The 16,475-nt window shown below is 66.4% G+C and carries 17 protein-coding genes; 13 read left to right on the forward strand and 4 right to left on the reverse strand.

Translation table 11 applies throughout. From position 1 onward, the window contains the following. Positions 1-128 precede the first annotated feature (128 nt). The 10 genes from TMO_RS08000 to TMO_RS08045 all read left to right on the forward strand — a co-directional run bounded on the left by TMO_RS08000 (position 129) and on the right by TMO_RS08045 (position 8,998). Positions 129-2,285 (forward strand): RelA/SpoT family protein, encoded by a 2,157-nt coding sequence (locus tag TMO_RS08000; RefSeq protein WP_014745108.1) that lies wholly within the window; start codon positions 129-131, stop codon positions 2,283-2,285. Between the two features lie 86 nt (positions 2,286-2,371). Continuing rightward, complete coding sequence (gene pyrE, locus TMO_RS08005; RefSeq protein ID WP_014745109.1) at positions 2,372-2,974, forward strand: orotate phosphoribosyltransferase; 603 nt, start codon at positions 2,372-2,374, stop codon at positions 2,972-2,974. A gap of 72 nt (positions 2,975-3,046) precedes the next feature. Beyond that, the gene (locus TMO_RS08010) at positions 3,047-3,838 is read left to right on the forward strand and encodes a pyridoxine 5'-phosphate synthase (protein ID WP_014745110.1); all 792 of its coding nucleotides are present in this window, start codon (positions 3,047-3,049) and stop codon (positions 3,836-3,838) included. Positions 3,839-3,842: 4 nt separating this feature from the next. Beyond that, positions 3,843-4,274 (forward strand): holo-ACP synthase, encoded by a 432-nt coding sequence (acpS, locus tag TMO_RS08015; RefSeq protein WP_014745111.1) that lies wholly within the window; start codon positions 3,843-3,845, stop codon positions 4,272-4,274. Next, positions 4,271-5,071: a signal peptidase I gene (gene lepB / locus TMO_RS08020; protein ID WP_014745112.1), complete on the forward strand. Its 801-nt coding sequence runs from the start codon at positions 4,271-4,273 to the stop codon at positions 5,069-5,071. The genes acpS and lepB overlap by 4 nt, the downstream gene beginning before the upstream one ends. A gap of 69 nt (positions 5,072-5,140) precedes the next feature. Continuing rightward, a complete protein-coding gene (gene rnc / locus TMO_RS08025; RefSeq protein ID WP_014745113.1) occupies positions 5,141-5,869 on the forward strand; it encodes a ribonuclease III in 729 nt (242 codons plus the stop codon). Further along, positions 5,866-6,945, forward strand: a complete 1,080-nt coding sequence (era, locus tag TMO_RS08030; protein WP_014745114.1) for a GTPase Era — start codon at positions 5,866-5,868, stop codon at positions 6,943-6,945. The genes rnc and era overlap by 4 nt, the downstream gene beginning before the upstream one ends. A gap of 285 nt (positions 6,946-7,230) precedes the next feature. Continuing rightward, the gene (locus tag TMO_RS08035; RefSeq protein ID WP_014745115.1) at positions 7,231-7,854 is read left to right on the forward strand and encodes a MotA/TolQ/ExbB proton channel family protein; all 624 of its coding nucleotides are present in this window, start codon (positions 7,231-7,233) and stop codon (positions 7,852-7,854) included. Beyond that, positions 7,844-8,458 (forward strand): hypothetical protein, encoded by a 615-nt coding sequence (locus tag TMO_RS08040; protein WP_014745116.1) that lies wholly within the window; start codon positions 7,844-7,846, stop codon positions 8,456-8,458. Before TMO_RS08035 ends, TMO_RS08040 begins: the two co-directional genes overlap by 11 nt. Positions 8,459-8,473: 15 nt before the next feature. Beyond that, a complete protein-coding gene (locus TMO_RS08045) occupies positions 8,474-8,998 on the forward strand; it encodes a hypothetical protein (protein WP_014745117.1) in 525 nt (174 codons plus the stop codon). On the opposite strand, the gene TMO_RS08050 is transcribed toward TMO_RS08045, so the two are convergent. Next, positions 8,971-9,954, reverse strand: coding sequence for an NAD(P)H-binding protein (locus tag TMO_RS08050; RefSeq protein ID WP_014745118.1), 984 nt, complete (start codon positions 9,952-9,954; stop codon positions 8,971-8,973). The genes TMO_RS08045 and TMO_RS08050 overlap by 28 nt on opposite strands. Positions 9,955-10,048: 94 nt before the next feature. On the opposite strand from TMO_RS08050, the gene TMO_RS08055 reads away from it, so the two are divergent. The 3 genes from TMO_RS08055 to parC are packed head-to-tail and all read left to right on the forward strand — an operon-like array spanning position 10,049 to position 14,069. Next, positions 10,049-10,969 carry a LysR family transcriptional regulator gene (locus tag TMO_RS08055; RefSeq protein ID WP_014745119.1) on the forward strand — a complete coding sequence of 307 codons (921 nt, stop codon included), beginning with the start codon at positions 10,049-10,051 and terminating at the stop codon, positions 10,967-10,969. Continuing rightward, complete coding sequence (gene recO / locus TMO_RS08060; protein ID WP_014745120.1) at positions 10,966-11,754, forward strand: DNA repair protein RecO; 789 nt, start codon at positions 10,966-10,968, stop codon at positions 11,752-11,754. The genes TMO_RS08055 and recO overlap by 4 nt, the downstream gene beginning before the upstream one ends. After that, the gene (gene parC, locus TMO_RS08065) at positions 11,751-14,069 is read left to right on the forward strand and encodes a DNA topoisomerase IV subunit A (RefSeq protein WP_014745121.1); all 2,319 of its coding nucleotides are present in this window, start codon (positions 11,751-11,753) and stop codon (positions 14,067-14,069) included. The genes recO and parC overlap by 4 nt, the downstream gene beginning before the upstream one ends. A gap of 128 nt (positions 14,070-14,197) precedes the next feature. Here parC and TMO_RS08070 read toward each other — a convergent pair whose 3' ends face one another. Genes TMO_RS08070 through TMO_RS32110 form a run of 3 tightly spaced genes read right to left on the reverse strand, consistent with a single transcriptional unit; the run spans position 14,198 to position 16,321 of the window. Then, positions 14,198-15,775, reverse strand: coding sequence for a TRAP transporter large permease (locus TMO_RS08070; RefSeq protein ID WP_014745122.1), 1,578 nt, complete (start codon positions 15,773-15,775; stop codon positions 14,198-14,200). A gap of 4 nt (positions 15,776-15,779) precedes the next feature. Beyond that, positions 15,780-16,049 carry a TRAP transporter small permease subunit gene (locus TMO_RS32105; protein WP_014745123.1) on the reverse strand — a complete coding sequence of 90 codons (270 nt, stop codon included), beginning with the start codon at positions 16,047-16,049 and terminating at the stop codon, positions 15,780-15,782. Beyond that, entirely contained in the window at positions 16,037-16,321 is a 285-nt protein-coding gene (locus tag TMO_RS32110) for a TRAP transporter small permease subunit (protein WP_014745124.1), read from the reverse strand. Before TMO_RS32110 ends, TMO_RS32105 begins: the two co-directional genes overlap by 13 nt. Between the last annotated feature and the right edge of the window lie 154 nt (positions 16,322-16,475).

The following is a 16,475-nucleotide window of genomic DNA, read 5'->3' on the forward strand; positions in this document are numbered from 1 at the left end:
GCGCACGGGTTTCGCTTGGAAGGCCGGTCATACGGGGGCCACGGCTTCCGTCGACGGACCGGTCCCGCGCGGGCCAGGCCGGCGATGTGCGAATACGTGGCGTCCTGCCATGCGGGTGACGCTGTTCGGTGATCAGGCAATACGAGCTGGTGGAGCGGGTCAAGGCCTATGACCCGGACGTGGACGAAACGGCGCTGAACCGCGCCTATGTCTACGCAATGAAGATGCACGGCAGCCAGAAGCGTGCATCGGGCGACCCCTATTTCCTCCATCCGCTTGAAGTTGCCGGCATCCTGACCGAGTTGAAGCTCGACAGCCGGTCGATCGTGACGGCATTGCTGCACGACACGATCGAGGATACGCCTGCGACGCTTGACGAGATCGAGCAGATCTTCGGGGGCGAAGTCGCCCGGCTGGTCGACGGCGTCACCAAACTGTCCAAAATCGAACTGCAATCGGAACAGGCCAAGCAGGCGGAAAACTTCCGCAAGCTGCTTCTGGCCATGTCCGACGACATCCGCGTCCTGCTGGTCAAGCTGGCCGACCGGCTGCACAACATGCGGACGCTGCACTACATCGCCAAGCCGGAAAAGCGCCGGCGGATCGCGCTGGAAACGCTCGAGATCTACGCGCCGCTGGCCGAGCGCATCGGCATGCAGGCGATCAAGGACGAGCTGGACGACCTGGCCTTCAAGGAATTGCACGGCGATGCGCGGGACTCGATCCTGAAGCGGCTGTCCTTCCTGCGGGAGAACGGGTCCGAGCTTGTGGCCCGGATCGTCGCCGAACTAAAGGCGGTGATCGCGGAGACCGGTATCGGCGCCGAGATCTACGGGCGCGAGAAGCGGCCCTATTCGATCTGGCGCAAGATGCAGCGCAAGAATGTGGTGTTCGAGCAGCTGTCGGACATCATGGCCTTCCGTGTGACCGTCGACAGCATCCGGGACTGTTATGCCGTTCTGGGGGCCGTTCACGGCGCGTATCGCATGGTCCCGGGGCGGTTCAAGGATTTCATCAGCAACGCCAAGCCCAACGGCTATCGCTCGCTGCACACCACCGTCATCGGACCGGAACGACAGCGGATCGAGATTCAGATCCGCACGCGCGAGATGCACGAGGTCGCCGAATACGGCGTCGCCGCCCACTGGCTCTACAAGCAGGAGAGTGGCGGCCACGAAGGCCGGCAGTATCGCTGGATCCGCGGCCTGCTCGACATCCTGGAGCAGGCGTCGAACCCCGAGGAATTCCTCGAGCATACCAAGCTCGAGATGTTCCAGGACCAGGTCTTCTGCTTCTCGCCCAAGGGCGACCTGATCGCACTGCCGCGCGGTGCCACGCCGATCGACTTCGCCTATGCGGTCCATTCCGAGATCGGCGACACCTGCGTCGGCGCCAAGATCAACGGCCGCATGATGCCGCTGCGCACCCAGCTGCAGAACGGCGATCAGATCGAGATCATCACCTCGAAGGCGCAGACCCCGTCGCCGGCCTGGGAGCGCTTTGTCGTCACCGGCAAGGCCCGATCCCGGATCCGCCGCTTCATCCGGCTGCGGGAGCGCGAGCAGTATGTCAGCCTGGGCCGGGCGATCCTTCAGAAGACCTTCCGTCAGGAACAGCGGCCTCTGACGGAGAAGGGCCTCGACCGGGCGCTGCGGGTCTTCACCCACAAGACGCTGGAAGACCTCTACGCAGCGGTGGGTAAGGGTGACATCACCGCCCGCCAGGTCATCGACACCGTCTTCCCCGAGGCCCGTGTGCCGAAGGATGAGGGGGAGACCGGCAATGTCGTGCCGCTGAAGCGCATGCGCAGCGGCAAGAGCGGTGTCAACGGCCACGCCATTCCGATCCGCGGTCTGATCCCGGGCATGGCGGTGCATTATGCCGGCTGCTGCCATCCGATCCCGGGGGACCGGATCGTCGGCATCGTGGCCACCGGCAAGGGTGTCACCATCCATACCATCGACTGCGAGACCCTTGAGCAGTATGTCGACGAGCCCGAACGCTGGCTCGACGTCGCCTGGGACACGGGTTCGACCGGCGAGGCGGGGCATACCGCGCGGCTTGCGGTGATGGTGTCGAACGAGCCGGGTGGTCTTGCGGCCTTGACCACGATGATCGCCAAGAATTACGGCAATATCACCAATCTCAAGATCACCAACCGCACCTCGGAATTCTTCGAGATGATCGTCGATGTCGAGGTGCATGACGTGAAGCATCTGACCCATATCATCGCGGCCCTGCGGGCCGATCCGATGATCAACTCGGTCGACCGCGCCCGCGGCTGACCACCGGTTTCCCACCCCTCGGGGCCGCGTGTCGCACGGGCGATGCGCGGCTTCCGCGCATCCCTATCACGGAGTTCGCCCGACCCATGGACACCGAAGAAGTCCTGGACGTGTTCCGCGCCTGCGGCGCGCTGCTCGAAGGCCATTTCATCCTGTCCTCCGGTCTGCGCAGCCCGCGCTATCTGCAGTGCGCGCGGGTCATGATGCATCCCGTCCAGGGCGAGCGGCTGTGCCGGGCGCTGGCGGAGCGGATCAACGCGCGCCTGGCCGACGGCACCATCGCCGGCGGTGGCATCGACTGCGTGGTGTCGCCAGCCATGGGGGGCGTGATCGTCGGCTATGAGGTCGCCCGCCAGCTTGGCGTGCCGGCCATGTTCACGGAACGGGTGGACGGCAGCTTCACCCTGCGCCGCGGTTTCGCGATCGAGGCGGGCTGGCGGGTGCTGATGGCCGAAGACGTCGTGACCACCGGCAAGTCGAGCCGGGAATGCATCGCGGCGATCGAGGCGGCCGGCGGGCGCGTGGTCGCCGCCTCGGCCTTGATCGACCGGTCGGCCGGCAAGGTCGATCTGGGGGTGCCGTTCGTGTCGCTCACCGGACTCGACGTCCCGAGCTATGACCCGAACGATCTTCCGCCTGAACTCGCGGCCCTGCCTGCCGTCAAGCCGGGCAGCCGCGGCCTCGCCTGAGCGCGAGGCCGCTTCCGGTGCCGGGCGGATCCTGTCTCCCCGGCACCAAAGCACGAGAAGGAATGCAAGCCAGTGACCCAGAACCGACCGCTCGCGGCCTGGTCCGCACCCCTGCAGGCCCATGGCGGCCGGCGTGGCGACGGGCCGCTCCGCCTGGGGCTCCGGCTCAATCATGCAGCCTTGCTTCGTCAGGCGGGCGACGGCCAGCGCCCGGACATGGCGCGGCTGGCCGAGGCGACCGTGAAGGCCGGCGCCGACAGCGTGGTTCTGCGTGTTGATGACGGCAGTGGCCTGATCACCGCCGATGATGTGCGCCGCATCGCCGAACGTGCCCGCGTGCCCCTGACGCTGGAGATGCGTCCCGACCCGGCGCGGGTCGCCTGGGTCACCTCGCTCAGCCCCGCGGCAGTGATGCTGCTGCCCGAGTCCGAGGCCGATGTCGCGCGCATGGCCGAGGTGGCGAGCGGCCTTCACGAGGCCGGCGTGCCGGTGCTGGCGCTGGTGGCGCCCGAGATGGAGGCCATCGATCAGGTGCACGCCTCGGGCATTCGCGGTATCGAACTCGACACCACCTTCTATGGCGAGGCCGCCGAAGAAGTGAGGGCACCGCTGCTTCAGCAGATCCGCCATGCCGCGAGCCACGCACACGGGATCGGCCTTGGCCTGCAGGCCGGCCACGCCCTGGACTATTCGACGCTGGCGCCGATCGCCGGACTGCCGCATATCCAGGGCATCACCTGCGGCCGTTTCCTGATCACCGAAGCGCTGTTCATCGGTATCGAAGAGGCCGTGCGCCATACCCGCCGGCTGATCGACGCCGCCCGCCGGCAGGCGCGGCGCCATGCGACACGCGGGGCCGACTGACCTTATGATGCGGATCATCGGCACCGGGATCGATATGGTCGACGTCCGGCGGATCGAGAAGACGCTCGACCGCTTCGGCGAGCGTTTCGTGCAGCGCTGCTTCACGGTGACGGAGCGAAACCTCTCCGACGGACGTGTGCGCCGGGCGAACAGCTATGCCAAGCGCTACGCCGCCAAGGAGGCGGGGGCCAAGGCGCTGGGAACCGGGCTCGACCGCGGCGTGGCGTGGCGGGATATCGGCGTCGTGAACCTGCCCGGCGGCAGGCCGACCCTGCAGCTCACCGGCGGGGCTGAACGCCTTCTGGCGCAACTGGTTCCGGCGGGGTACCTTCCGAAGATCGATTTGACGCTGACCGACGAATATCCATATGCTCAGGCGCTCGTGATCATCAGCGCCGTGCCGGATATCTCGGTGCAAGACGGGAGTTCAACGTGACGCGCGACACGAGCCGGACGGACGGCGACAATCCGCGGAACCGCAAGCCGCGGGCAGCCGAAGACCGCTCGGGCGGTTTCGGCGAGATGGTGAAGACAGTGGTCATCGCCGTCTTCTTCGCCCTGGTGATCCGGTCCTTCGCCTTCGAACCGTTCAACATCCCGTCCGGGTCGATGAAGCCGACCCTGCTGGTCGGCGACTATCTGTTCGTGTCGAAGTACAGTTACGGCTACAGCCGCTATTCCTTTCCGGGCAGCCTGCCGCTCTTCGAGGGTCGGATCCTGTCGAGCCCGGTCAAGCGCGGCGATGTGGCGGTCTTCCGCCTGCCGACCGATCCTTCGGTCGACTACATCAAGCGCATCGTCGGTCTGCCGGGGGACCGGATCCAGGTGATCGACGGCATCCTGCACATCAACGGCACGGCCGTTGAACGGCGCCGGATCGAGGATTTTGTCGAGACGGGCCCGGGCGGTCAGGAGATCCGCATCCCGCGCTATGTCGAGACGATGCCCGAGGGCGGCCCGTCCTACGAGACGCTGGACCAGACACCCTATGGCGCGCTGGACAACACGCCGGTCTATACCGTTCCGGCCGGGCATTATTTCGCGATGGGCGACAATCGCGACAACTCCCAGGACAGCCGTGTTCTGTCGGCCGTGGGCTTCGTGCCCGAGGAGAACCTGATCGGCCGGGCCGAAGTGCTGTTCTTCTCGATCGACGACAGCGCTGCCTGGTGGCAGGTGTGGAAGTGGCCGTCGGCCATCCGCTGGTCGCGCCTGCTGGACGGCGTGGGTTGAGGATGAGCCGGGTGACGAAGACCAGAGGCATGAGGGCGGCGGCGGTCGAGGCCGGCCGCGGACGACAGCATGGATGAACAACGCCAGGCCACCACGCTTGCGGAATGCGCGCGTGAGATCGGCCATGACTTCGACGACCCGTCGCTGTTGGAAGCGGCCCTGACCCATCCGAGCGTCGATGGCGGCGGTCGCGATCGCAATGGCCGGGTCCGGCTGAATTACGAGCGGCTGGAGTTCCTGGGCGACCGTGTGCTTGGGCTGGCGGTGGCCGACCAGCTCTATCACCGCTTCCCGGGGGAGAGCGAAGGCGCGCTTGCCCGTCGTTTCGCAGCCCTGGTCCGACGCGAGAGCCTGGCGCGGGTGGCCGAGATGCTGTCGCTCGGCCGCTATCTGCGCCTGTCGCGGGGCGAGGACGACAGCGGTGGCCGCAGAAATCCTGCCAATCTTGCCGATGCCTGCGAAGCGGTCATTGCGGCCCTGTATCTCGACGGCGGGTTCGATACCGCCCGTCGCTTCGTCGAACGCTATTGGGCGCCGCTGATGGAGGAAGACCTCCGTCCGCCCAAGGACCCGAAGACCGCGCTCCAGGAATGGGCGCAGGCGCGGGGCCTTGAGGCGCCCGTCTACACCGTGATCGGCCGCGAAGGCCCGGATCACGCCCCGTCCTTCCGCGTCCGTGCCCAGGTGGCACGGCTCGGCGCCGAGGAGGCCACCGGTGCCTCCAAGCGCATTGCCGAGCAGGCCGCGGCCCAAAGCCTGCTGAGCCGCGCCGAGGGGCGCGGTGGAGACCAGAAATGACGATTGAAACCCCCGGCAAGACCCCTGGGACGCCCGCCGAAGGCGAGATCCGCGACGAGGACCTGCAGGAAGGCGGGCTCGCCTCCGATCTCGACGACGATTGGGATGACGACGACGAGGACGAAGACGACGGCCTCGACATGCTGCCGCCGCCCGAGGCTCCGGCCTCGGTGCCGGTCGACGAGCAGAAGACCGGCTTCTTCGCGGTCATCGGGGCGCCCAATGCGGGCAAATCGACGCTCGTGAACCGTCTGGTCGGCTCCAAGGTTTCGATCGTCAGTCCGAAGGTGCAGACCACCCGCAGCCGCATCGTCGGCATCGCGATGCACGGGCCGGCCCAGCTGGTGTTCATCGACACCCCCGGCATCTTCCGGCCTAAGCGCCGGCTGGAAAAGGCCATGGTGCAGGCCGCCTGGAGCGGTGCCGGCGATGCCGGCGACGGGCTGCTGATGATGATCGACGCCAAGCGCGGCATCACCGACGACGTGCGGCTGATCGTGGACGGGTTGAAGGCCGAAGGGCGCCGCGCCTGGGCGGTGCTGAACAAGGTCGACCTGCTGGCGCGTGAGAAGCTTCTGCCGCTGGCGGCAGAGGTGGACGGGCTCGGCATCTTCGACCGGATCTTCATGATTTCGGCCGAGAACGGGTCTGGCGTCGACGATCTGGCCGATGCCCTGGCCGCGATCGCCCGCAAGGGGCCCTGGATGTATCCGGAAGATCAGGCGAGCGACGTGCCGCTGCGCTTCCTGGCCGCCGAGATCGTCCGCGAGAAGCTCTTCCTGAGCCTGCATGAGGAACTGCCCTATGCGCTGACGGTGGAGACGGAAGCCTGGACCGAGAAGCCGGACGGCAGCGCCCGGATCGATCAGGTGGTCTATGTCCAGCGCGAGAGCCATCGCAAGATCGTGCTCGGCGCCGGCGGGCGGACGATCAAGCATGTCGGCAGCGCAGCGCGGACGGAACTACAGCAGATCCTGGAACGTCGGGTGCACCTGTTCCTGTTCGTGAAGGTCCGCGAGAGCTGGGCCGACGATCCCGAGCGCTACCGCGAGATGAACCTCGACTACCCCCGCTGACCGCACCGGATCCCCTCAAGGGATTGATGTTGCAGCATTCAATAACGGCTTGATCACTCGCATGTACCCGACCACCTCCTGAAAAGGAGGGCGGGTTTCCTGCGAGAGGTTCCGGTCCGGTTCATGGACCCCGCAGCGCCGATCCGGCTGCCGGTCCGGTGATGTGCGCGCAAGCGCCCGCCGGGCCGGACACGCCCGGCCGGCCCCCGATCCCGCCCCCCGTCCCACGCCGATGGCGCGGCCCGACCCGCGCCCGAGGCGCGCGTGTCCGAGGGGGTGGTTTGCATGCATCATCGCTATCTTCTGATCTATCGTTTTCTGCTGGTGAACATGGTGGCGGCCGCAGGGCTCGCCATGGCCTGGGTTCATGGCTGGATCGACCGGGTGCTCGCCTCGGATTCGAGCCGGATCTCGGTTCTGATCTTTGCGGTGTTTCTGGTCGGCCTGACGCTCTGTGCCTGGCGGATCATCCAGATCAGCGACGGCCTGAACGATCTGAAGCGGGCCCAGCCGGCGAAGAACGGCCGGGTCGCTGCCTATCTTTCGACGCTGACCCGCGTGCCCGAGGCGCGCCGCCCGGTGGTGGCCGAAGGGTTGAAGGCCAAGCTCTACGCCCGGGCATCGAATGTGCGCTACATCGCCGACAGCCTGGTTCTGCTGGGCCTGATCGGCACGGTGGTCGGCTTCATCGTGGCGCTCTCGGGCGTCGATCAGAACCGTGTCGCCGATGTCTCGGCGGTCGGGCCGATGGTCGCCCAGCTGCTCGACGGCATGGCGATCGCCCTCTGGACGACGCTGGTCGGCAGCATCCTGCACATCTGGCTTCGGCTGAACTATCAGATCCTTGCGGGCGGCACCGTCACCCTGGTCGCGGATCTTGTCGCGCGGGGTGAAGGCGATGCTGTATGACGACCCTCTCAAACCCGATGGCGACGATGGCGCGGGAACCGTCTTTCGCGACGTCATCACGCTCACCCTGCTCGGTTTCGTGGCCGTGGTCATCCTGCTGCTGCCGCATCTCAACCCGCCGCGCAAGCAGGATCAGGCGGAAGTCACCGCGCCCGGCAATGTGATTGTCGAGGCGCTGTGGGAAGCCGATCTCGACACCGATGTCGACCTCTGGGTCAAGGCGCCGGGCGATGTGCCGGTCGGCTATTCCAACAAGGGCGGGGTGATCTTCAACCTGCTGCGTGACGATCTCGGCCGCTATGGCGACGCCACCGACAGCAATCACGAAGTCTCGTACAGCCGCGGCATTCCGCCGGGCGAGTACATCGTGAACGTCCATCTGTTCCGCAATCAGAGCCGGCAGCTGCCCGTGCGGGTGAAGGTCGTCGCCAGCGTCAAGAGCGACCAGCAGTCTTCGGCCCGGCAGATCCTGGCGACCGAGGTGGCGCTGAACCGCGAGGGCGAGGAAATCACCGCGATGCGGTTCCGGCTCGACGACAAGGCGCGGCTGGTGCCGGACAGCGTCAACAGCCTGTATCAGCGCCTGCGCAGCAATCGCGGGTGAGGGAAGGAGAGACGCATGAACGATGTCGTCTATGTCTTCGCCGCCACCGCCGGCATCACCGCTCTGCTTGCGACGCTTGCGATCTGGGCGCCCCGGCGCCTGCCGGTCCGGATGGCCGCCATCGGGCTGACGGCCTTGCTGCTGCCCGCAGCCTATCTTGGCTTCACGACGCTGCTGTCACAGCCCAAGCCGATCACGATGGAATGGCTCGACAAGGGGGCGGGCGAGGCCACGGTGCTGGGATCCGTGATACGAGAGGGTGAGGGGATCTATCTCTGGATCCAGCCCGATGGCGGCAATATCCCGCGCTATTACGTTCTGCCCTGGGATCTGAAACAGGCCCAGCAGTTGCAGAACGCGATGCGCGACGCCGATAAAAACCAGAACGGGCTGAAGATGCGCTCGCCCTATGAACCCACCTGGGACCGGCGCGAGCCCCGCTTCTACGCGGCACCGCAGCCGGCCCCGCCGCCCAAGCGCGGCCCCGAGGAGGAGGATGACGGGCCGATGATCTATCGCCATCCCGGCTGGGACGTCTGAGCCCGGGGCAGGCAGCCGAGACCGGTCAGAGTCCGACGGACGGCCTCGTCCAGCGGCGTGTGCGGCTCGTCGCCGATCACTCCCCGCAGCCGGTCATTGGTCATCCGGATCGGGATCTGCCACAGATGACGCATCTCGCGCAGATTGCGGATCAGCGGTACGAACGGCGCGGCGAGGCCAAGCAAACGCCAGGGCAGGTGGATCGTCCTGACCGGTCGCCCAACGACCCGGGTGATCGCCGCGGCCATGGCGGTGCCGTCCGGGTCCCAGTGACCCGCCATGTGCAGGGTGGTGAAGGCGGACAGCCGGTCGCGGATCGCCACCAGGCGCAAAAAGGTGGCGGCCATGTCAGGCAGATAGGTCCATTGATGGCCGATGCCCGGCCGGCCGGGATGGATCGTCCGACGGATCGGTCCGCCGGGCTGTACCAGGCATTGCGAGAACCAGTTGTTGCCGGGCCTGGGCCCGAAGAAGTCCCCGGCGCGCAGGACGATACTGCGCACACCACTATCTGCCGCCCGTTCGAGACGGCGCTCCATTTCGGTGCGGATGGCACCTTTCGCGGTATCGGGGTGCTGCGGGGATGTTTCGGTGAGTATGGGATAGGCATCGGCGCCATAATTGTAGATCGTGCCGGGCAGCAGAATGGTGGCGCCGACGGCATGGGCGGCGGCGATGCTGGCATCGATCATCGGCAGCACCAGCCGGTGCCAGTCGCGATAGCCGGGCGGGTTCACCGCGTGCAGGATGAGGTTGCACCCTGCCGCAGCCTTGCGGACATCGTCCGGCGACATGGCGTCACCCGGCAGCCAGGTGACGCCCGGTGTGACCGGCATCGAGGTTGCGCGGCGGCTGAGGGCCCGGACCTGCCAACCCGCCTCGACCAGTTGCCGCGCCGTCTCTCCACCGATTCCGCCCGAGGCCCCCAGGACCAGGGCCTGACCGCTCATGCTCATCTCTTTGCTCCGTCTGATAGCGACGGCCCCAGCATCCCCCCGATCCGGCTGCCAGAAAATTGACGAGGTTCCTATGGCCGCTATACTTCCATGCATGGCCATGGGTGACCCGAGCTGGGATCTGTATCGCACCTTTCTTGCGGTTCTGCGGGAGGGATCACTGTCGGCCGCCGCCCGCCATCTGGGGCTGGCCCAGCCGACGGTCGGGCGTCATGTCGATGCACTGGAACAGGCCGTCGGCCAGCAGCTCTTCACACGCTCTCTGCACGGGCTGATGCCGACGCCGGCGGCACTCGAACTCGGCCCCTATGCCGAAACCCTGCAGGCGACCGCAGCGGCTCTGCTGCGGGCGGCCTCTGCGTCGGTTGCGGAGGTGGCCGGCACGGTACGGGTGACGGCGAGCGAGGTGATCGGGGTCGAGGTTCTGCCGCCAATTCTGGCAGCCCTGCAGGAGACCCATCCGGGCCTGACGATCGAGATCGTGCTGTCGAACGCAGTGGAAGATCTGCTGCGCCGCGACGCCGACATTGCGGTGCGCATGGTCGCGCCGATGCAGGAGGCGCTGGTTGCGCAGCGCGTGGGCTTTGTGCCGCTGGGGCTGCATGCCCGCCGCGACTATCTGGAGCGCCACGGCATGCCACGCACGCCGGCGGATCTGGAACTGCATCGGCTGATCGGCTTCGACCGCGAAACCGCCATAGTCCGGCGATTTATGGCCGGTGCGGCGGCGCAGGGGCTGGCCGGGTTCACCCGCGCCCGCTTCGCGCTCAGGACCGACAATGATCTGGCGCAGCTGGCGCTGATCCGGGCCGGGGCCGGAATTGGCTTCTGCCAGCTGGCCGTCGCCCGTCGAAGCCCGGAGCTGGTCCGCATACTGCCCGAGGTGAACGGGCTGGTGCTGGACACCTGGGTTGCGATGCACGAGAACCTGCGCCGGGCCCCGCGCTGCCGGGTCGTCTTCGATGCCCTGGTGGCGGGGCTTCGTCGTCATGTCGCGGCGGGAGAGCCCGGATGATCGAATGGACCGAGGAGGCCATCGTGCTTGCCGCCCGTCGCCATGGTGAGGCCGATGTCGTGCTGTCGGCCCTGACCGACGGTCATGGGAGGCATCAGGGGCTGGTTCGCGGCGGGGCAGGGCGGCGCATGCGCGGCACGATCGAGCCCGGCAACCGGCTGCTGGTCACCTGGCGGGGCCGCCTCGACGGTCAGCTTGGCGGCTATATGATCGAGGCGCTGGACGAGCCGGCCGGACGGTTGATCGACGACGGCTTGAGACTGACGGCCCTTGGTGCACTGTCGGCGGTGCTGGATCGCAGCCTGCCCGACCGGCTGCGCATTGGCGGGCTTTTCGAACGGACCGCCGCCCTGATCGCGGCAATCGAACATGCACCGGAAACGGTCTGGGCGGCTGCGTTCGTGTTACTGGAGCGCGACCTTCTGGCCGATCTGGGCTATGGGCTCGATCTCGGCAGCTGTGCCTTGACGGGGGGGACCGAGGATCTGAGCCATGTCTCTCCCCGCTCCGGCCGGGCGGTGTCGCGAGCGGCTGGCGCGCCCTGGGCCGGGCGGTTGCTCCCCCTGCCTGGCTTCATGACCGGCAGTGTACCGCTGGATGAAGCGGAGGTCGCCGAGATCGTTGACGGCCTGCGTCTGACCCTTTACTTCCTCGATCGACACCTGTTTTCCGGTGCCGGCCAGCCCGTGCCGCCGCTCAGGATCGCACTGGCCGACCGGCTGGCGCGCCGGAGCGGCCGGGGACCATCCTCCGCAGACGGCACCAACCCGATGGAGATCCGATGAGCGACGAGACCGGAAGCCCGGACAATGCGGGGCTGATCGAGACCGTACCGTTGGCCGACGCGCTGGGTGAGCGCTACCTTGCCTATGCTCTGTCGACCATCACCTCGCGCTCGCTGCCTGATGTCCGCGACGGGTTGAAGCCGGTGCAGCGGCGGCTGCTCTACGCCATGCGGCAGCTGAAGCTCGATCCCGCTCAGGGCTTCAAGAAATGCGCCCGGGTGGTCGGCGACGTGATCGGTAAATACCATCCCCATGGCGACACCGCGGTCTACGACGCCATGGTCCGCCTGGCGCAGGATTTCGCGCTCCGCTACCCGCTGGTCGACGGCCAGGGCAATTTCGGCAACATCGACGGCGATAATGCCGCGGCCATGCGATACACCGAGGCCCGGCTGACCGAGGTCGCGATGCTGCTGCTGCAGGATCTGGATCGTGACACGGTCGGGTTCCGTGCCAATTACGACGGCACCGACGAGGAACCCGTGGTGCTGCCGGCGGGCTTCCCCAATCTGCTCGCCAATGGCGCGACCGGCATCGCGGTCGGCATGGCAACCAGCATCCCGCCGCACAACGCCGCCGAGCTGGCCGAGGCGGCACGCATGATGCTGGGCCATCGCAAGACCGATGGGGACTTCCCCGAGGGCACGGCCGTTCGCCCCGAGGATCGCTATCGCGACTGTCCCCATGAAACACTGCTGAGCCATGTTCAGGGCCCCGACTTTCCGACCGGCGGCGTGCTGGTGGAGAGCAAGGCCTCGATCGCGGAGGCCTATGCCACCGGCCGTGGCGGCTTCCGGGTCAGGGCGCGGTGGCATCGCGAGGATCTGGCCCATGGTCGCTATCAGATCGTCGTCACCGAGATCCCGTTCCAGGTCCAGAAGGGCCGGCTGATCGAGCGGGTGGCGGAGCTGCTGACCGCCAAGAAGCTGGCGCTGCTGGCGGATATTCGCGACGAATCGGCCGAAGACGTGCGCATCGTGCTGGAACCGCGCTCGCGCGACGTCGACCCCAACCTGCTGATGGAAAGCCTGTTCCGCCAGAGCGATTTCGAGAACCGCTTCAGCCTGAACATGAATGTGCTCGATGCCGAAGGCGTGCCGCAGGTGATGAGCCTGCGCGGCGTGCTGGCCGCCTTCATCGAACACCGGATCGAGGTGCTGCGCCGGCGCACCAGGCACCGTCTCTCGGAAATCGCCCGGCGGCTGGAAGTGCTGCAGGGCCAGCTGATCGCCTATCTGAACCTCGACGAGGTCATTCATATCATTCGGACCGCCGACGAGCCGAAAGCCGGGCTGATGACGCGGTTCGAGCTGACCGAGGTCCAGGCCGAAGCCATTCTCAACATGCGGCTGCGCGCCCTGCACAAGCTGCAGCAGATCGAGATCGAGCGCGAAAGCAAGCAGCTGACCACCGAGCAGAAGAAGCTCAAAGGGCTGCTCGCCGACGAAGGCCGCCAGCGGGATGCGCTGGATGTGGAATTTGCCGATCTGGTGAAGCGTTTCGGCCCCGAAACCGAACTGGGCCGCCGGCGGACCACACCGGGCGAGGCGCCGAAGACCGAGATGGTCTCGATCGAGGCACTGGTCGAGCGCGAGCCGATCACCGTCGTGCTGTCGACCATGGGCTGGATCCGGGCGATGAAGGGCCATATCGGACCCGATCAGGAGTTGCGCTTCAAGGAGGGCGACGCCGAGGCGCTGCGCATCGAGGCCCAGACCACCGACAGGATCCTGGTCTTCGCAGATGACGGCCGGGTCTATACGTTGCAGGGCGACAAGCTGCCGCCCGGCCGCGGTTTCGGTGAGCCGCTGCGGCTGATGGTGGATCTTGCAGCCGACGCCCAGATCGTGACCCTGACACTGGCCGGGACTCCGGGCGATCTGTTGCTGGTGGCAAGCGACGGTCGCGGCTTCATGGTGAAGCCCGAGGACGCCGTTGCCCAGACCCGGACCGGACGTCAGGTGCTGGTGCCTGGCGAGGGCCAGAAGCTGAAGCTCGTGCGCCGGATCGATGCCGATGCCACCCATCTCGCCATCGTGGGCGAGAACCGGAAGCTGGCGATCTATCCGATCGATCAGGTACCGCATATGACGCGGGGCAAGGGCGTGCGGCTGCAAACCTATCGCCAGGGCGGTCCGTCGGATGTGCGGGGCCTGAAGCTGGTTGATCCGCAGGACGGCCTCTCCTGGCAGAGGGGACCGCAGACCCGCAAGGTGCTGATGCCAGAACTGGCGCGCTGGATCACCAAAGCGCGGGGCGGCCCGGGCGCGCTGGCGCCCAACGGCTTCCCGCGGGACAACCGGTTCGGCGACTGAGCGTCCAGCACATCTGATCAGACGTAAAAAACGGCCCGGCGGATCCCCATCCACCGGGCCGTTTCTCGTAGACCTGCTCCCTTCCGGTCGTCCCGTCCCCCGACAGGGCTGGCCGGAAGCCGGGTTGCTTACCGGTAAAGCAGATCGGGCAGGAAGGTGGTGATGCCCGGGAAGATCCACAGGATGGCCAGTGCCACGATCTGGATCAGCACGAAGGGGATCACGCCCTTATAGATGTCCCAGGTCTTGACCGACGGCGGTGCGACACCGCGCAGATAGAACAGCGCGAAGCCGAAGGGCGGGGTCAGGAACGAGGTCTGCAGGTTCATTGCCATCATGACGCCCAGCCAGACCGGATTCACATCCAGCTGGAGCAGCACCGGGGCGACCAGCGGGACCACCACGAAAGTGATCTCGATGAAGTCCAGGAAGAAGCCCATGATGAACATGACGATCATCACGATCATGAGGGCGCCGAACGTACCACCCGGCATGCCGGTCAGTACTTCATGGACCAGATCATCACCACCCAGGCCGCGGAACACCAGCGAGAAGGCAGCCGCACCGATCAGGATGACGAAGACCATCGAGCTGACCCGGGCGGTGCCGCGCATCACCTCGTTCAGCATGTTGGTTCGGGCGGCGCGCAGGATGGAGATGATCAGGCCCCAGGCGATGAGCACCAGCAGGATCGCCGCGACGATGATGCCGATGTTCTCGGCGGTGCTGATCACGCTGCGCTGGAAGCGCAGATCCATGAAGCCGGTCAGGACGAGGATGGCGATCAGCGCGGCGCCCGAAATGTAGATCGGGACGGGGCTGCGATCCGGATCGCGGGCTGCACCCAGCATCAGCGAGCCGACCGCGCCGACCGCAGCTGCCTCCGTCGGCGTCGCCAGGCCGCCGAGGATCGACCCCAGCACAGCGATGATCAGCACCAGTGGCGGAACCAGGGCGCTGAAGATGCGCTTGCCGAAACCAGGACCCCGACCCACTGCAACCTCTTCTTCAGAGAGTGCGGGCGAGCCGGTCGGGTTGATGATGCCGGCGAAGACCTGATACAGGATGTAGATGCCGACCAGCATCAGGCCCGGGATCAGCGCGCCGGCAAAGAGGTCGCCAACCGAGACGGTATCCGGCGAGAAGATGCCCATCTTGAGCTGCGCCTGCTGATAGGCGGAGCCCATGACGTCACCCAGCAAGACCAGCACGATCGAGGGCGGGATGATCTGGCCGAGCGTGCCTGCCGCGGCGATACTGCCTGTGGCAAGACGCGGGTCGTAGCCGCGCTTCAGCATGGTCGGCAGCGCGATCAGACCCATGGTCACCACCGTCGCGCCGACTATGCCGGTCGATGCTGCAAGCAGGGCACCCACCACCGAGACCGAGATGCCGAGGCCGCCGCGCAGGCGGCCGAACAGCAGACCCATCGTCTCCAGCAGTTCCTCAGCAACCTTGGATCGTTCCAGCACCACGCCCATGAACACGAACAGCGGCACGGCGACCAGCGTCTCGTTGGTCATGGTGCCGAAGATGCGCTGGGGCAGGAAACTGAGGAACGACAGGTCGAAGACGCCGAGGGCGTTGCCGACAAAGGCGAAGATGATCGATACGCCGCCGAGCGTAAAGGCGACCGGAAAGCCCATGAGCAACGCCCCGACCAGGACGAGGAACATGGCGATGTCGAGATAGTCCTTGATCAGCATGGCGTTACGCAGCCCCGCCCGTCCGAGACTTGTTGGTATCCGCCAGGCCGGCGATCACCAGGATCGAGCGTAGCGCCAGCGCCACGCCCTGAATGCCGACCAGGACCGTGAAGGCCAGGATGGTGGTTTTGAACAGATAGACGCCGGGCAGACCACTGGTCTCGTTGGATGCCTCCTTCACCGCCCAGGATGAGGCGACGTAAGGGTAGGCGACATCCCAGATGACGTAGATGAACGGAGCGAGGAAGACGATGCAACCGATCAGATCGACCATCGCCTTCTTGCGGGGTTTGCTTCGCCATAGAACACGTCGACCCGGACGTGCGCGTCGTAGAGCAGCGCATAGCCCGCAGCGACGAGGAACAGGACGCCGTGCATGATCAGGATCGATTCCTGAACCGCGATCGCGCCAACGCCATAGACGTAGCGCATCAGCACGATTCCGAACTGCACGACCACCAGCACGAGAGCAAGCCAGGAAACGACTCGTCCGATCCCTTCGTTCACCGCGTCCACGGCGCTTGCAAGCGCTCTGAGGGCGTTCACGGTGTTCCCTCCTAATGGGTTCTTTGTGCCTTCACAGGCGGCTGCTGGGGGAGCGATCGGCCACAACCCGGCCGAAACGTGCTCCTTGTATAGAAGAAGCGCTCTGAAATTGCAGTCTTTTTGTCATTTTTTGACAGATCAGCGCGCGTTTTCG

Origin of the sequence: Tistrella mobilis KA081020-065 (assembly GCF_000264455.2) — a bacterium.
Taxonomy (GTDB): Bacteria; Pseudomonadota; Alphaproteobacteria; order Tistrellales; family Tistrellaceae; genus Tistrella; species Tistrella mobilis.

What these genes read in the sequence shown, in the direction of transcription:
- TMO_RS08050 (WP_014745118.1), bottom strand. Translation starts at nt 9,954, where the DNA reads ATGAGCATGAGCGGTCAGGCCCTGGTCCTGGGGGCCTCGGGCGGAATC.
- pyrE (WP_014745109.1), top strand. Translation starts at nt 2,372, where the DNA reads ATGGACACCGAAGAAGTCCTGGACGTGTTCCGCGCCTGCGGCGCGCTG.
- TMO_RS08040 (WP_014745116.1), top strand. Translation starts at nt 7,844, where the DNA reads ATGCTGTATGACGACCCTCTCAAACCCGATGGCGACGATGGCGCGGGA.
- recO (WP_014745120.1), top strand. Translation starts at nt 10,966, where the DNA reads ATGATCGAATGGACCGAGGAGGCCATCGTGCTTGCCGCCCGTCGCCAT.
- TMO_RS08055 (WP_014745119.1), top strand. Translation starts at nt 10,049, where the DNA reads ATGGCCATGGGTGACCCGAGCTGGGATCTGTATCGCACCTTTCTTGCG.
- TMO_RS08035 (WP_014745115.1), top strand. Translation starts at nt 7,231, where the DNA reads ATGCATCATCGCTATCTTCTGATCTATCGTTTTCTGCTGGTGAACATG.
- TMO_RS08070 (WP_014745122.1), bottom strand. Translation starts at nt 15,775, where the DNA reads ATGCTGATCAAGGACTATCTCGACATCGCCATGTTCCTCGTCCTGGTC.
- era (WP_014745114.1), top strand. Translation starts at nt 5,866, where the DNA reads ATGACGATTGAAACCCCCGGCAAGACCCCTGGGACGCCCGCCGAAGGC.
- acpS (WP_014745111.1), top strand. Translation starts at nt 3,843, where the DNA reads ATGATGCGGATCATCGGCACCGGGATCGATATGGTCGACGTCCGGCGG.
- TMO_RS32105 (WP_014745123.1), bottom strand. Translation starts at nt 16,049, where the DNA reads ATGGTCGATCTGATCGGTTGCATCGTCTTCCTCGCTCCGTTCATCTAC.
- parC (WP_014745121.1), top strand. Translation starts at nt 11,751, where the DNA reads ATGAGCGACGAGACCGGAAGCCCGGACAATGCGGGGCTGATCGAGACC.
- rnc (WP_014745113.1), top strand. Translation starts at nt 5,141, where the DNA reads ATGGATGAACAACGCCAGGCCACCACGCTTGCGGAATGCGCGCGTGAG.
- TMO_RS08045 (WP_014745117.1), top strand. Translation starts at nt 8,474, where the DNA reads ATGAACGATGTCGTCTATGTCTTCGCCGCCACCGCCGGCATCACCGCT.